General features: G+C 66.7%; 15 protein-coding genes. 3 read left to right on the forward strand and 12 right to left on the reverse strand.

The annotated features are described in order from the left end of the window. Both JZ791_RS30130 and JZ791_RS30135 read right to left on the reverse strand, forming a co-directional pair. Positions 1–2,117: FUSC family protein (locus JZ791_RS30130; RefSeq protein WP_216898907.1), on the reverse strand; the 2,117-nt coding region annotated here is incomplete at its 3' end. A 447-nt stretch (positions 2,118–2,564) separates the two neighbouring features. Then, positions 2,565–2,876 carry a GNAT family N-acetyltransferase gene (locus JZ791_RS30135; RefSeq protein WP_216898909.1) on the reverse strand — a complete coding sequence of 104 codons (312 nt, stop codon included), beginning with the start codon at positions 2,874–2,876 and terminating at the stop codon, positions 2,565–2,567. Positions 2,877–3,129: 253 nt separating this feature from the next. Between JZ791_RS30135 and JZ791_RS30140 the strand changes: the two genes are divergently transcribed. Further along, entirely contained in the window at positions 3,130–3,558 is a 429-nt protein-coding gene (locus JZ791_RS30140) for a nitroreductase/quinone reductase family protein (RefSeq protein WP_216898911.1), read from the forward strand. An 83-nt stretch (positions 3,559–3,641) separates the two neighbouring features. Here the strand turns inward: JZ791_RS30140 and JZ791_RS30145 are convergent, their stop codons facing one another. Continuing rightward, positions 3,642–4,319 (reverse strand): TetR/AcrR family transcriptional regulator, encoded by a 678-nt coding sequence (locus tag JZ791_RS30145; RefSeq protein WP_216898913.1) that lies wholly within the window; start codon positions 4,317–4,319, stop codon positions 3,642–3,644. Between the two features lie 108 nt (positions 4,320–4,427). Here JZ791_RS30145 and JZ791_RS30150 point away from each other — a divergent pair, with 108 nt between their 5' ends. Beyond that, complete coding sequence (locus JZ791_RS30150; RefSeq protein WP_216898915.1) at positions 4,428–5,132, forward strand: SDR family NAD(P)-dependent oxidoreductase; 705 nt, start codon at positions 4,428–4,430, stop codon at positions 5,130–5,132. An 84-nt stretch (positions 5,133–5,216) separates the two neighbouring features. Here the strand turns inward: JZ791_RS30150 and JZ791_RS30155 are convergent, their stop codons facing one another. Then, a complete protein-coding gene (locus tag JZ791_RS30155) occupies positions 5,217–6,512 on the reverse strand; it encodes an NAD(P)/FAD-dependent oxidoreductase (RefSeq protein WP_216898917.1) in 1,296 nt (431 codons plus the stop codon). A gap of 110 nt (positions 6,513–6,622) precedes the next feature. Between JZ791_RS30155 and JZ791_RS30160 the strand changes: the two genes are divergently transcribed. Next, a complete protein-coding gene (locus tag JZ791_RS30160) occupies positions 6,623–7,480 on the forward strand; it encodes a LysR family transcriptional regulator (protein WP_216898919.1) in 858 nt (285 codons plus the stop codon). Positions 7,481–7,544: 64 nt separating this feature from the next. Here the strand turns inward: JZ791_RS30160 and JZ791_RS30165 are convergent, their stop codons facing one another. The 8 genes from JZ791_RS30165 to JZ791_RS30200 all read right to left on the reverse strand — a co-directional run bounded on the left by JZ791_RS30165 (position 7,545) and on the right by JZ791_RS30200 (position 15,368). After that, a complete protein-coding gene (locus tag JZ791_RS30165) occupies positions 7,545–8,768 on the reverse strand; it encodes a cytochrome P450 family protein (protein WP_216898921.1) in 1,224 nt (407 codons plus the stop codon). A gap of 12 nt (positions 8,769–8,780) precedes the next feature. After that, positions 8,781–9,956: a cytochrome P450 gene (locus JZ791_RS30170; protein WP_254206594.1), complete on the reverse strand. Its 1,176-nt coding sequence runs from the start codon at positions 9,954–9,956 to the stop codon at positions 8,781–8,783. A gap of 68 nt (positions 9,957–10,024) precedes the next feature. After that, positions 10,025–10,645, reverse strand: coding sequence for a GTP-binding protein (locus tag JZ791_RS30175; protein ID WP_216898925.1), 621 nt, complete (start codon positions 10,643–10,645; stop codon positions 10,025–10,027). Continuing rightward, complete coding sequence (locus tag JZ791_RS30180; RefSeq protein ID WP_216898926.1) at positions 10,620–10,970, reverse strand: DUF742 domain-containing protein; 351 nt, start codon at positions 10,968–10,970, stop codon at positions 10,620–10,622. The genes JZ791_RS30175 and JZ791_RS30180 overlap by 26 nt, the downstream gene beginning before the upstream one ends. A 5-nt stretch (positions 10,971–10,975) precedes the next feature. Next, positions 10,976–11,383, reverse strand: a complete 408-nt coding sequence (locus JZ791_RS30185; RefSeq protein WP_216898928.1) for a roadblock/LC7 domain-containing protein — start codon at positions 11,381–11,383, stop codon at positions 10,976–10,978. Continuing rightward, a complete protein-coding gene (locus JZ791_RS30190) occupies positions 11,383–12,960 on the reverse strand; it encodes an ATP-binding protein (RefSeq protein WP_254206591.1) in 1,578 nt (525 codons plus the stop codon). Before JZ791_RS30190 ends, JZ791_RS30185 begins: the two co-directional genes overlap by 1 nt. 599 nt (positions 12,961–13,559) lie before the next feature. After that, on the reverse strand, positions 13,560–14,519 hold the full coding sequence (locus tag JZ791_RS30195) for an electron transfer flavoprotein subunit alpha/FixB family protein (protein ID WP_216898931.1): 960 nt from the start codon (positions 14,517–14,519) through the stop codon (positions 13,560–13,562). 63 nt (positions 14,520–14,582) lie between these two features. Next, on the reverse strand, positions 14,583–15,368 hold the full coding sequence (locus tag JZ791_RS30200) for an electron transfer flavoprotein subunit beta/FixA family protein (RefSeq protein WP_216898933.1): 786 nt from the start codon (positions 15,366–15,368) through the stop codon (positions 14,583–14,585). Between the last annotated feature and the right edge of the window lie 41 nt (positions 15,369–15,409).

Genomic DNA, 15,409 nt, shown 5'->3' on the forward strand with positions numbered 1-15,409 from the left:
ATGGTGCCCAGGGCTGGTGGGGTGAGGGTGGCGGCGGGAAGCGGGGCTCGGCCTACGAGGCTTTCGCCCAATTCGTCGAACCAGAGGGCCAGCTGGGCGGATTGGGCGTGCAGGGCCTGGCTCACCGGGTCTGGTTCGGCGTCGGGGTGGGGGAGTCCGGCGAGGGATTGAGCGGTCAGGCGGAGGCGGGTGGTGCCGGTGACCAGGCGCCAGAGGTGTTCGCGGGGCATGCGTTTGGTGCCGCGCTCGGCCAGGTAGCCACGGATCGCCTCGTCCAGGCGCATGTCGGCGGTGAGGGTGCGGGCCGGGTCGGGTGCGGTGGTGCGCAGGCCCAGTGCCCATTCGACCGCGCCGGCCAGATAGTGGCCGCCGTGGTGGAAGGCATCGGCGAGATCGTCGCGCACCACCTTGCCCGCGCCGCGCGGCCAGAACAGCGCCCCAACGACGAGGCTGACCAAACAGCCGATGGCCACGTCCTGTACCCGCAGCACACCCACCTTCCAGCCCACCGGCACCAGCAGGTTGTAGAGCACCGAGATGGTGACGGTGAACGCGGCCTGGCCGACCGCGAAGGGCGCGATGCCGGGCGCGTAGCCCGCGATGAGCGCCACGATCGGCAGTGCGGTCCACATCGCCGCCGGGCCGGTACCGATCGCGAGGATCAACGCCGCGCCGATGATGAATCCGGCGACGGTGCCGGCCAAGGCCCGTACGGCGGTCGCGCCCGTGGACGCGGCGCTGGTGCGCAGCACCGACAGCGTGCCGAGGACCACCCAGAATCCGTGCTGCACACCGCTCAGATCGGCCACGGCCGTCGCGGCGGCCAAGCCCACCGCGCCACGCATGCTGTTCAAGAACCACACCGAGCGCAGGCTCGCATGTCCGAGGGTGATGCCGCCGACCGCGGCCAGGATGCCGAGGCCACGCCTGGCAGGTGGTAATGCCGTTGTGGCATAAGATGATTCGTCGACCTCGGTCCGGCCGACCACCGCCATCGCCTGCAATATGGCCGTTCTCGCGCCGAAACCGATCGTGCGGGCGTGGAACGACACGTCCACCGCGTCGGCATAGTCCGACGTGCCGGTATCCATATGGCGCAGCGCGGTGACGCTCTGTTCGAGTGCCCGCTCCAGCCGATCCAGATCCGCCTCCGACCGGGAACAATCCACCGAGCCCTCTACCATTCCCGCCACATCCCGCAGCGCGATGGTGGCGGCGACGAACAGCTCCTTCTCCACATCGATCTGAGCGCTGAGGTCGGCGTGTTCGGCCAGGCAGTCGTCCATGACACCGGCGATCCACTCCAGGATCCCGACCAGGCCCGCCAATGCCTGATCGGCGGCGGTGAGGCCGGTCGGCCGGTTGGGGCCCGTGTTGAAGGTGTTGATCAGCCGATGTTTCGCCTCGACGGCCGCGGCCTGCGCGACCTCGGTGACAGACGCGGACGATCCACCGCCGCTCCCACCCCGGACATCACCGGCCGGTACAGCGTCGATTCGCGCGCCCTGTGCCGCTATCCCCGCAGGTACGGCCTCGCTCAGCCCCACGTCCAGTCGAGCGGCCAACGCCCGAGCGAGATCCGCTGCGGCAGTACGCACCCCGTCCACCCCCGGCCGAGCGCTCACCAACAACACCGCCGCGGTGCCCACCACCGAGGCCAGCCACCAACCCGCCAGCCGCGACGGGATCGCCTCCACCGTCCCGGGCGAGGCGGCAGGCAGTACGTATGCCAGCAGCGCGGCCGTCCCGCCGCCCGCCACGTTCGGACCTATCACGCCCGCGAACAGCACCGCGAAGCCGACGACCAACGTCACCACGACGGCCAGCCATACCGTGGAGTGCACCGTGGTGCCGATCGTCAGCAGCACACTGCCGACGACGGCCAGCCCGATATGAGCCACCAGCTTGTCCCGGCGAGTCCCGCCGAACGACGCCATCACCAGCGTGGCGAATCCGCCGAACCCGGCGAACGTCGCCATCTCCAGATTGCCGATTCCCTTGGCGGTCAGCGCGAACAGCCCCGGCACCACCACAGCCGCGCGGATCGCTCGCAGTGCTGCGGGCACCGACCACAGAGCCGCCAACCGTGAGCGGAGCGCAGCGGAGTAAACCGTCATGACAGCGCGCCTCGCGCACGGTGGAGCCGGGCGTCAGCGAGGTGGAGTCGTGAGCGGAGCGCAGCGGAGTGAACCGTCATGACAGCGCGCCTCGCGCACGGTGGAGCCGGGCGTCAGCGAGGTGGAGTCGTGAGCGGAGCGCAGCGGAGTGAACCGTCATGACAGCGCGCCTCGCGCACGACGGAGCCGAGCTCCAGCGAGGTGGAGTCGTGAGCGGAGTTCGATCATGCGGATACAGTACGGTCGACCACCGACGAATTTCTCATTTCGGTCTTACAGCCGTTGGAAATACCGGGCGACCGGAAGGCGGGTGAACCCGGCCCGCTCGTAGGTCCGGCGGGCCGGTGCGTGCCCCGGATCGCCGCCGGTCTCAATCATGGCCACTGTCGCCCCCTCCGCCCGAAACCACCGCAGCGTCATCGAGAGCAGCAACGAGGCGACGCCGGATCACTGGTGATCGGGATCGATGACGATCCTGTGAACCTCGCCGATGCCGTCGTCGTGATGCAGGTGCGCCGCGACGAAACCCACTACTGCCGAGTCGATTTCGGCAACTTGGACACGCATGCCCACGCCCTCGTGTGCCTGCCGTACCGCATCGGCCTGTTGCGAGCGCCAATCACGATACAACACGGCGAACACGCCAGATTCCCCCAGGACCTGCTGGAGCGAGGCGAAAACGGGCTCCCAGGCCCGAATCGACAACGCGACCACGGCGTCCTGGTCACGGGCGTCGAACGTCCGGATGGTCGGATCCATGCTGGCATCGTGTCACCGGGTTCGATGTGCGGCAATGGAATTGGGGAGCCCTGCCGTCCGATCGATTACACGATGTAACCCATTGTCTACCAACAGGATTACGCGATAACGCCGCAAGGAATGTCGAGCGTGCCGGTTGCGTTGGCAACGGCAACGTGCTGACGGGCTTCGGCCCGTGCACGGGACTCGGACACACCGGCAGATTCCGGCGCGCCGTGCGGACTTCGGTCCGTTTCGCCGAACATCGGGAAGGATGGACGATATGAGCGACTGGAATACGAACATCATCGAGGAGTTTCGCGCCAATGAGGGGCGGGTCGGCGGCCCGTTCGAGGGTGCGCCGATGCTGGTGCTTCATCATCGTGGGCGCAAGACCGGGCGGGATTTGGTGACTCCGCTGGTCTACCTGCCCGACGAGAAGGATGCGGACCTGATCTACATTTTCGCGTCCAAGGCGGGCGCGCCGGAGAATCCGGCCTGGTACCACAACCTGGTGGCGGCCGGGAACACCAAGGTCGAGCGCGGCACCGAGACCTACCCCGTCACCGTCACCGAGGTCACCGGCGCGGACCGGGACCGCATCTACGCCGAGCAGGTCGGCCGGATGCCCGGCTTCGGCGAATACGAGGACAAGACGCGCGGCATCCGCACCATCCCGGTCCTGGCGCTTCGCCGCGCCTGAGCTGCCGCCACTCCCGATGTCGGGATCGCCGACGGCCTCGGTGCCGCCCGATCCCGACACCGGGAGTGCGTCGAATTACCGCCCTACTGTCCCAATCGCATAGCCGCGCTGAGGATTTCGTGATCGATCGGAGTCCCTGGGAGGGGATGCGCGGCATCGGCGCGCAGGCCGTCCAGTAGCACGCCGAGATGTCGTCGCCAGGCATCGGGCGCTTGGACGCGGACTGCCTCGGTGGCCCGCACGATCGCCCAGAGCAGCAGGCCGATATCGGCGACGTCCACATCGGACCGTAACGCGCCGGATTCCTGCACGCGGGCGATCAGTTCGTGAAATAGAGTGTGCCCCCGAAGCTTCGTTATCTCGATGGGGCTTTCGGGCGGCAGCGAGCGCACGCAGATATCGGTGAATCCGCGATCGCGGGACTGCGACTCGGCCAGCATCGTCAGATGCTCGACCAGGCCCGCCCATGGATCGGGGTTCCGCAGCGCGGCCTCGGCGCTGCGCACCGACTCCTCGACCCGTTCCAGCAGCGCCTCGCCGATCAGCGTCTCGCGGGTGGGGAAGTGGTTGTACAGGGTGCCGATGCTGACCTCCGCGTCCCGCGCGATCGCGTTGAGCGAGGCGTCCAGCCCCTCGGCGACGAACCGGACCCGGGCCGCGGCGATGACCTTGTCTCGATTGTCACGTGCGTCGCGGCGCCGCGGGCGCTGCTGGATATCGGTATTTCCCGCCTGCTCGTCGCCACCTCTCGCCGCACCCATCCACCCAGCTTACCGAGTTGAGTACCCTCTCGACTTCTGGCTCGATCGAGGTTAAATTGAGCGGGTACTCAACTTGAGTACCCGCTCAATTTACAGAAGGAGATGACCATGCCCCATCTGGCAGTGTTCGGCGCGGGTCCCGCCCTCGGTCTGTCGGCCGCCCGCCGCTTCGGCCGCGCCGGATATTCGGTCACGCTGGTCGCCCGTAAGCCGGACAGGCTCGACCACATGCGAGAGGGTCTCGCGGCCGACGGCATAGCGGCGGACGTCCTGCTGGCCGACCTCGTCGATGACGCACAGGTCGACGCCGCACTCGCGGATCTGCAAGCGCGCCACGGCCTTCCGGATGTCCTGCTCTACAGCCCGGATGGCCTGGATCGCTTTCCGGTGGACGCGCTGGCGCTGGATGCGGACATTCTGCGGTCCTGGATTCCGGTCAACCTGACGACCCCGGTGCGCATTCTGCACGCTCTGCTTCCCGGGATGGCCGACCGTGGATCCGGCGCTGTCCTTGTGGCACAGGGCAGTTCGGTTCGGACTCCGCGCGCGGCCCTGGCCAGCGTGAGCGTTCCGCAATCCGGTCTGCTCAACTATCTGCGCTCGGTGGATCAGCAGGTACGCCCGCGCGGCGTGCGCGTGGGCAGTCTGCAGATCGATCGCCTCATCGAGACCAGCGCAGCGCAAACCCTGTTCGACTCCGGACATTTCGGCACGGTCGAGATGGACGAGGTCGTGCGCGTGCACCCGGATGCGCTCGCGGAGGACCTGTTCGAGATGGCGACGAACGACCGGGACGTGGAACGCGCGGCGTGAGGCGAAACCTGCGCTGTCGGAGCGCGACCACATGACCAGGCCCCTCCGGCGTGCGCCGGAGGGGCCTGGAGAAATCTATCTGCGCTATGCCGCTCGCTGCTCCTGCATCGGTGGCGTAGCCTTGGCCTGCTTCTCCATCTCGGTGAAGCCGGGGCGGCCGGTACCGATGAAGGCCACCAGCCACGACATCACCGCGACGAACCGGTTGCGGAACCCGACCAGGTAGAACAGGTGCACCGCGAGCCATGCCGTCCAGGCGATCACGCCGATGAACTTGATCTTGTCGCTCACCTTGGTGACGGCGCTGAACCGGCTGATCACCGCCATGGAACCCTTGTCCAAGTAGACGAACGGCGTGCCGGCCGCCTTCTTGCGACGGATGATGTCGGCGACGTGCCGCCCCTCCTGCATCGCGGTCGGCGACTGACCCGGGTAGCCGTTGAGCGAGGTCATATCGCCGATGGCGTAGATATCGGCGTGCCCGCCGACGGTGCAGTCCTGGTTGATGAGCAGTCGTCCGGCGCGGTCGGTCTCGCAGCCGGTCGCCTCGGCCAGCAGTCCGGCGAAACCACCGGCCGCCACGCCCGCCGACCACACCACGGTCTCGGCGGCGATGCCCCGCTCCACACCGTCCTTGCTCTTGACGGTCACCTTGCCATCCTCGATGTCGGTGACGAACGTGTCGACCAGCACATCGACACCGCTGCGCGTCAACGACTCTCGCGCGTACTGCGACAGGCTCCCGCCGAACGGGGGAAGCACTACCGGCGCGCCCTCGACCAGTGCGACCGAAATCTCCTGGTGGTAGTGCCTTTTCGCGAGTTCCTTCAGCTGACCGGCGACCTCGACGCCGGTCGGCCCCGCGCCGACGACCACGAAGCTCAGCAGCCGCTCGCGGGTCTTCGCGTCCGCACCGGCGGCCTCGCGGAAGACGCGCTCGATCTGCGCGCGCAGGCGAGTGGCGTCGTCGATGGTCTTGAGCGAATAGGTCTTCTCGGCGAAATCGTCACGGCCGAAATAAGACTGGTTGGCGCCGGTGGCCGCGATGAGCGAACCGTAGCGGATCTTGCGCGTCCCCTCGGCGGTCTCATAGGTGAGTACGGCGGCGTCGGAGTCGATTCCGACGACCTTGCCCAGGCGCACATCCGCGCCCTTGTTCCGGCGCAGCACCTGAGCGATCGGCGGTGCGATATCTGTGGCGGGGAGCACACCCGTCGCAACTTGGTACAGCAGCGGCTGGAAGAGATGTTCGGGTGTGGCCGAGATGAGGACGTAGCCGACCCCCGACTTACTCAGCTGCTTCGCGGCGGCGAGCCCGCCGAAGCCCGATCCGACAATGACAACCTCTGCGGCTTCGATTCCCGCGTCCACGTTCTGCATGAGATCCTCCTTCTGTCATTAGTAAACGCGATCCCGGGCAAGACTGTTTCGCGGGCCAGGCGCATACTTCAGATGACTCTTATCTGTTTCGCTCATGAATGGAGATCGCGATGGAACTGCGGCAGCTCTCGTACTTCGTCGCGGTGTGCGAGGAGCTCAGCTTCAGCCGGGCCGCCATGCGGTGCTACATATCGCAGTCTGCTATCAGTCATCAGATCGCCAGATTGGAACATGATCTTGGCGTGCAGCTCTTCGAGCGTTCCACGAGATCGGTCATTCCGACCGACGCAACCGCTCGGCTACTTCCGCTTGCGAAGCAGATGCTGAGTCTGGAATCCGCCATTCGCGCAGCTGTTCGGGCATCCGGACCACGAATTCGCCTGGCGGCGAACATGTCCTTCGCAACAAGATCACTGTCGGCCATCGCCGGCGCGCGCGAGGCGCATCCGGGCGCCGAGATCGAGTTCGTCATCAAGCCGTTCCGGCAGCGCATTGCCGCTGTCGCAGACGGTGATTGTGATCTTGCTCTCATACGCGGCAGCGTCGATCAGCCGGGTTTGACGGTCGAGCAATTGTGGGTAGAGGACCTCATGCTGTCCGTCTCCACGGCCCACCCGTTGGCGGGTAGGGAGAATGTCACACTCGCCGAATTGGGTAGCTATCCGCTATTACTTCCCCCGGAGTCCGAACAGGTGCTCCTTCATAATGTAGTGCGTGCCGCCTTCGCGGACCTCCCGATCCGCCCCACCTTCGGGCCGCCGGTCCCGCCCGATCACACCGCCACCATGGAGCTGATCAACCGCCCGGACGCCTGGACCATTCTCTACGCGGACAGTTCCGTGGAAGGGATCGCGCGGCTGAATCTGGCGGGGCGGCCGCTGCGGATCCCGGTCTCCTCGGTCGTGCGCAGCGACGTGCGGCCCTCGCCCATCCTGATCACGCTCCTGAATGCCCTGCGTAGCTCCTGAGTCACGAAAAAGGTTGCGCCGCATCAGTGTTGAAACCGATGCGGCGCAATCGTACGTCAGTGGCCTACTCGCTCAGGAATACCGGTAACCGCCGGTGCCCGTTGGAGATGAAGCTCGCGACCGTGCCCAGCTCCGACGTCTCCGCGGCCAGTCGCATATTCGGGAAGCGGGCGAAGATCGCGGGCAGCGCGACCGCGGCCTCGAGCCGGGCCAGCGGCGCGCCCAGGCAGTGATGCGCACCGTACCCGAAGGACAAGTGGTCCTTGTTCTTTCGGGTCACATCGAACTCGGCGGCCGTATCGCCGTGCACCAGGGGATCGCGGTTCGCCCCGGCATAGGACGCCAGGATCGGCTCACCCTTGGCGATATGGATCCCGTCGACCTGGATGTCCTCGACCGCGTAGCGCAGCGGCAGATTGGCCACCGGCGCCTCGAACCGCAGCGCCTCCTCGATCAGGTCGTCCCAGTCGGCCTCGTCCGCTCGGACCTTCGCCAGCTGGCCGGGCTGGGACAGCAACAGGTAGATCGCCTGGTCGAGCAGGTTGACCGTGGTCTCGTGCCCGGCGCTGATCACCAGCAGCAGGGTATCGATGAGCTCCTGCTCGGTCAGCTGCGAGCCGTCGTCCTCGTCCCGGTGGGTGATCAGGAGGCTGGTCATGTCGTCGCCGGGATGTTCGCGGCGGAATGCGACCAGCTCACCCAGGATGCGATACATCTCCGCGTAGTTGGCCTGCGACTGCTCCGGGGTGAGGGAGGTGTCGAAGATGCCGTCCACGCAGGTGCGCAGTCCCGGGTGCAGATTCTCGGGCACGCCCATCAGCGCGGAGATGACCTGAATCGGCAGCGGATAGGCGAATCCCTCACGCAGATCGGTGGATTCGCCCGCCGGGACGGCCGCCAAGGCGTCCAGCAGGGAGGTCGTGATCGACTCGATCATCGGGCGCATCGCCTGGGTGCGCCGGTGTGTGAACGCGGGCGACACCAATTTGCGCAGCCGCCGGTGGTCGGTGCCATACGCGGTGAACATGTTGGTCACCGCCACCCACGGGAGCAACGGCCAATCCGCGGGGATCTCACCGTCGACGAAGGCGGGCCAGTGCTGGCGGGCATCCTTCGACACCCGGGGATCGGCCAGTAGCGAGCGCAGCAGGGTCCCGTCGGTCACCGACCAGACCTGCACCTTTCCGGGAAGCTCGACCCGTGTCAGCGGCCCCCGCGCGCGGATGCGCGATGCCTCGCCCTGGATGTCGGTCCCGAGGGGGTCCAGCACCAAAGGTTGTTGCTCCATCAAGACTCCTCACTACACGTGCAACGGTGGAGACTTGGGGAACATTACCGGTAGTGAGACCAATGCGCGATGGAAAGGCCCTGGGCGCCAAGACAATTGATCGGCAGGCGCGGCAAGTCGCATATCCGGCAACGCATCCAGCAACTGATCGATCGCACCCTGCGCGATCAGATAGGCCAACGACTTGGCAGGGCAGGTGTGCGGACCGGCACTCCACGCCAGATGTGAACGGTTGTCGGTGAATTCGCGCGTGCCGACCGCCGGATCGTTGTTGCACGCGGACATGCTGATCATGACCGGCTGATGTGCGGGCAGCCATACATCATCGATCAGGATCGGTTGACGGGGATAGGTGACGCAGTAGTTCGCCATCGGCGGGTCGGTGAACAGCACCTCGTCCAGCGCGTCCCTGGTGGACAGGGCGCCGCCGAGGAAGTCACCGGCGAAGCGGTCGTCGGTGAGCATCAGCAACAGCGTATTGACGATGAGGTTCTGCTGCGGCTCGATTCCCGCGCCGTAGAGGGTGACCAGCTGGTGCACCATCTCCAGATCGTCCAACCCCACGGGGTGGGAGATCAGGTGCGAGGTGATGTCGTCGCCCGGATCGGCCCGCTTGAGCGCGGTCAGCTCGAGCAGCGCCTCGCCGAGCATGGCGTTGCCCTTGTCGGCGTTGACACCACCCTCGAAGATCATCGCCATCCCGGCGGCGACGTCCTGCCCGATCTCCGGTGGGCAGCCCAGCATCGTGTTGAGCACCGCGAAGGTGAGCGGGAAGGCGTACTCGCTGATCAGCTCGGCCGCACCGGATTCACAGAACGTGTTGACCAGCGGCATGGCCAAGCGCTCGACCGTGGTGTGCAGCCCATGCAGGTCCACCGCGTTGATCGCGGCGACATTGGCCTGCCGGTATCGCGTGTGAGCGTTACCCGCGCTGCGTATCGCGTTCGGTCGCCATTCGAGCATCGGCAGGACCGGGGTCTCGCCGGGGATGGTCTTCTGCCACTGGCGCGGATCGGCGGGAAAGTGCTCCGGGTCGTTGAGGATTCGTAGCGCGGTGCGGTAGCCGATCACCAATGTGGCAGGTACGCCGGGATCCAGCTCCACGGGTGCCAGGGAACCGAAGCGGCGGCGCAGATCCCGATAGGCCCCGTGCGGGTCGGCGGCGAATTCGGGAGTGTTGATGAGCATCCGTGGACCATCGTTGCCGACCGGTGAGCCGTGCACGACCGGCCAGCCGCCTGGTAGTAGAGGCTCATTCACGAAGAGCCTCCCTGACGCTGAAACAGGTACTCGACCAGAGTGATCAGCGAACGCAGGCAGGTACCCCTGTCACGGGCGTCGAGCGCGGTGAGCGGCGTGCCCGGCTCCAGGTCCAGGGCATCGCGGATCTCGGTGAGCGGAAACCGCTGCGAACCCTCGAACTCGTTCACCGCGACCGAATACGGCACACCGCGCTCCTCGAGCACCGCCAGCACCTCGTCGGCCTTGTCGATCCGCCGGGTGTCGATCAGTACGAGCGCGCCGAGGGCGCCACGCGAGAGTTCCTCCCACAACGGGATGAACCGCCGCTGGCCCGGTGTACCGAACAAGTACAGCGCCAGTTGGGGATTCAGGGTGATGCGGCCGAAATCCATTGCCACCGTGGTGGTCACCTTGCCCGGCAGACCGGCCATATCGTCCACGCCGACACTGGCCTCGGTGATGGTTTCCTCTGTACGCAGCGGCTTGATCTCCGACACGCTGCCCACGAACGTGGTCTTGCCGACACCGAAGTTGCCGGCCACCAATAGCTTCACCGACCGGGTCACGGTCTCGGGCACGTAGTCGACGGTGCGGGACAGGGTCGCAGTCTCAGACGGCGAGAGCGCGGAGCCCATTCAGTACCTCCTCGAGCAGAGCACGTTCCGGCACAGCTGACGCCGGGACCGGTGTGGCCAGATGACCGCTGTCCAGCAGGTCCGCTGCCACGATCTTCACCACCGGGTACGGCAGGTCCAGGTACGCGGCGATCTCGGCGAGCGAGAGTACGCGACTCCGGCTGCACAGGCCCAGCACTCGGCGTTGGTCCGGACTGGCACCCTGTTCCGGGTCCCGGTTCGACACAACGAGAGTCACCAGGTCCAGCTCACGACTGGGTCGCGAACGTCCACCGGTGCGGACGTAGGACCGCACCAGATCGGGGTCGCGCCGGTGCTGAGTCATCCGTGTTACCGCTGCTGGCGCGGCAGGCTGCCGAGTTCACGGCCGACCCGGCCCGCGAGCTCGTTCATCCGATGGGCCACCAGGGTGACGTCCACCGCGGTCGTGGTGGACACACCCAGCAGGGCCCCTTCGCCGGCGGCGGTGATGAAGATCATCCCGTCGTCGTACTCGGTCATGTTCTGCCGCACCGTATTCGCCGCGCCGCAGAATTCACCGAGGGCCTTGCCGAGTGACCGTAGCCCGGAGGAGGCTGCGGCGAAACGTTCGGCGTCGTCGAGGCTGATCTCTCCGACGTGGGCCATTCGTAGACCGTCGTCGGACAGCAGCACCGCGAAGCGGACGCCGGGAACATTTAAATCGTCGAGCATCCAGGCCAGCTTGTTGCCGTCGGTCACGGCCCCGGGTGTGCTCATCAGGATGTCATCCCTTCGGTGTATTCGTCGTTGTGGTTCTCGTCCAATGCGGCGCGGCCGCTCTGAGAACCGAGGTGCCAGGCGGCGGCGATTTCGGGGCGCGGCAGCTCGGTCTCGGTATGTTCGGTCGTTTCCGTATCATCGGCGGTGGATAGCCGCGGCACGCCGGCGACGGAGACGGTTCGGCGGCGTCGGCGCGGTAATCCGCCGGGGGTGATGTCGTGCACTGTTGATGTGTCGCCCGGCTCCAATATCGGCTCGTCGTCTCGAAGTGGTTCGATGGCCCGAATCGGCTCTGCCGCACGGATCGGCTCGGCGACTCGGATGGGCTCCGCCACTCGGACCGACTCTCCGACCCGGACCGGCTCCGCGACCTGAACCTGTTCGCTCAGGACAACCGGCTGGCTCGATTCGAGCGCCGGTGCGGAGGAAACCGGTTGAGGCGCACCGAGTTCGGCGGGAGCAGCGTCGGCGGGAGCGCGCTCTGTCAGCAGGGATTCCGGGACGAAGACCATCGCGCGCATGCCGCCGAAGGCGTTGGGGCCGTCGACATAGATGCTGAATCCGTAGCGGCGCGCCAAGGCGGCGATACCGGGCAGGCCGACGCGGGGCGCGGGCCCGAGCTGGTGGATGTCGATGGCACGCTCACCGGCCAGAATCTGGCGGGCCTCCTCCATCTGTTCGGCGTTCATACGCACGCCCGCGTCGTCGACGATGATGGTGACGCCGTGGTGGCCCTCCTGGAAGGAGACATCCACGAACGAGGTCGGCGGGGAGTAGCGCAGTGCGTTGTCCAGCAGCGTCGCCAGGGTGTGTACCAGCGGTTCGACCGCACGGCTGATGACGACCCGCTCGAGCTGGCTGGGCCGCACTCGGGTGTAGTCGCGCACACGGCCGGTGGCGCCGCCGACGATATCGGTCAGCGACTGCTGGGGCCAGCGTCGTCCCGGCAGGCCGCCACAGACGATGACGTAGGACTGCGCCTGACGGATCATCTGCTGCACGTTGTGGTCGATGCGGGTGAGCGTCTCGTAGACGTCGTCACCGCGGTGGCGCCGCAGCGCCTCGCTCACCACCTGGCCCACGTCGGCGCCGAGGCTCACCACCGAGGTGCCGAACGAGCGCACCGCCGAGCTGGTCACTTCGCGTGAGGTGGTCTCCACGTCGCCGTGGACCTTGTCCAGTTCCGCCCGGGCGGACTCGGCCTCGGCGCGGTAGCTGGCCTCGGCCTGCGTAATCGCCATCTTGGCCTCGTATTCGGCCTCCTGGCGGACGCGTTCGCGGGTCTCGGTCCGCGTCACCTGCAGATCGCCCAGGTAGCGCTCGGCCAAGCCGCGTAGCAACCGCTGGAACCGCTCGTTCCCAGGGGGCAACTCCGGCACGCCATCATGCCGTGCGGTCTCGACCGCGTAAGGCATTGTGGTCGTGACGAAGTATTCGAGCTCGTCCTCTCGGGCACGTAGCTCGCGGGTGGCGGCCTCAGCCTGGGTGTGTTGCTGTGCCGCATAGTACGCCGCGATGACCGCCGCCACGAGGACGACCAGCAGCGCGACAACCAGGATCCACGAAATCGTCATGGCAGTAGATTCGTTCATCAGGTTCCCTCGTCGCCGGATGCCCCGGCCGCCTCGCCTTCCTTCAATTCTTCGACCGCGATTCATCGCGACCGGATTTACACATCTCACCGTCGCCATTGGCGAAGTTTCGAACGGGGACAGGAGGTTTCGCAACGTACACCGATCGACACCGACTCGGTGCATTATTGCGATCGCTCTGTCACCCAACGAGCGCCAACAGTAGCAGCAATTCAGGGTGGCAGCGACCGAACCGTTATGCAGACTTTCGCCGAATCTGTCAGCGCCCCTGACGTTCCCGCAGGTGTAGCTGAAGAGTTGCTCTGTAAAAAAACAAACCGCCCGGTGTTTGACTGATCATCAATACAGCGGCGACAGAACAGCGGCGGTGCGTCCCCGGCACTCGCGGCGAGGCGTCGATCGTGCCGATACCGCTGGTCGCGGACCGGAGCGGTGCGCGTGACGGTGCTCCGGGGCGTGCCCGGGCGGGATAGCGGTAACGGTACGGAACAGACGATATCGCCGACCCCGGACTGCCTGTGCGGCAGCGGGATCGGCGATATCGGTAAGGAAATCGTGACCGGATCTCGTCCGGTCGGGCGTCAGCCCTTGTGCGTTTTGACCGCTTCGGTCAGCTGCGGGGCGACGTTGAACAGGTCGCCCACGATGCCGTAGTCGCTGATCTCGAAGATCGGCGCTTCCTCGTCCTTGTTGACCGCGACGATGGTCTTCGAGGTCTGCATGCCCGCGCGGTGCTGGATCGCGCCCGAGATTCCCAGGGCGACGTACAGCTGCGGGGAGACCGTCTTACCGGTCTGACCGACCTGGAACTGACCGGGGTAGTAGCCGGAGTCGACCGCGGCGCGCGAGGCGCCGACAGCGGCCCCGAAGGCGTCGGCCAATGGCTCGATCACCTTGTGGAAGTTGTCCTCGCTGCCGACACCGCGGCCGCCGGAGACCACGATCGTGGCCTCGGTGAGCTCGGGACGGTCGCCGCCGGCGACAGCCTCGCGAGAGGTCACCTTGGTGACGCCCTCCTCCTGCGCGGGGACCTCGACGACCACCTTCTCGCCCGCGGCCTGCTGCGGAGCGGCCTCGATCGCGCCCGGGCGCACCGAGATCACCGAGACATCGCCGGTGGCCTTGGCGTCCACGGTGAACGCGCCACCGAAGATGGAGTGGGTGACCAGGCCCTCGGCCTTGACGTCGATCACGTCGACCAGCAGGCCCGCGCCGATGCGCGCGGCCAGGCGTCCGGACACCTCCTTGCCCTCGGCGGAGGCGGCGACCAGGACGGCGGACGGGCTGGCCGACTCGGTCAGTCCGGCCAGCACGTCGACCTTCGGGGTGACCAGGAAGCCATCGATGTCGTCGGACTCGGCGATATAGATCTTCTCCGCGCCGGCGGTGGCCAGCGCGTCGGCGAGCTTGTCGCCGGTGCCGGCCGGGCCGACCACGACCGCGGCGGGGGTGCCCAGGGCGCGGGCGGCGGTGAGCAGTTCGGTGCTGACCTTCTTGACCGCACCGTCGGCGTGCTCCACGAGCACTAGTACTTCTGCCATTGTTTCATCTCCTTGTGAGACTCTCGCCCGGCTGCCAGAGCCGGCGCTGCGACGGATGCGGAATCAGATGATCTTCTGACCGACCAGGTAGGCGGAGATCTGGTTGCCGCCCTCGCCCTCGTCGACGATCTTCTCGCCCGCCGTGCGCGGCGGCTTCGGGGTGACAGCGGTGACCGCGCTGCCCGCGTTGCCCACACCCACGGTGGAGGCGTCCACGCCCAGGTCGGCCAGGGTGAAGGTCTGTACTTCCTTCTTCTTGGCGGCCATGATGCCCTTGAAGGAGGGGAAGCGCGGCTCGTTGATCTTCTCGGTGACCGAGACGATGGCCGGGAGAGTGGCCTCGAGCTTGAAAACGCCCTCGTCGGTCTCGCGCTCGCCGGTGATCTTGTCACCGTCGACGGCGAGCTTGCGCAGGTGCGTCAACTGCGGAATGCCCAGGTACTCCGCGATGACGGCGGGCACCGCGCCGCCGCGGCCGTCGGTGGCCTCGTTACCCGCGATGACCAGTTCCACGCCCTCGACCTGGCCCAGTGCGGCGGCCAGCACCCAGCCGGTCTGCACGACGTCGGAGCCGTGGATGGCGTCGTCCTTGACGTGGATGGCCTTGTCCGCGCCCATGGACAGCGCCTTGCGAATGGCCTCGGTGGTGCGCTCGGGGCCCATGGCGAGGACCGTGACCTCGCCGCCCTGTGCCTCCTTGAGCAGCAGCGCCTCTTCGACGGCGCGCTCGTTGATCTCATCCAGGATGGCGTCGGCGGCTTCGCGGTCGAGGGTGTAGTCACCGCTGGTCAGCTTGCGCTCGGACCAGGTGTCCGGAACCTGCTTGATCAGTACGACGATGTTCGGCATGGGTCTTCGTCGACCTCCTGTTCTGATGGCACGTGAGGTGG

Source organism: Nocardia alni, from assembly GCF_019038435.1.
GTDB classification, from domain to species: Bacteria; Actinomycetota; Actinomycetes; order Mycobacteriales; family Mycobacteriaceae; genus Nocardia; species Nocardia alni.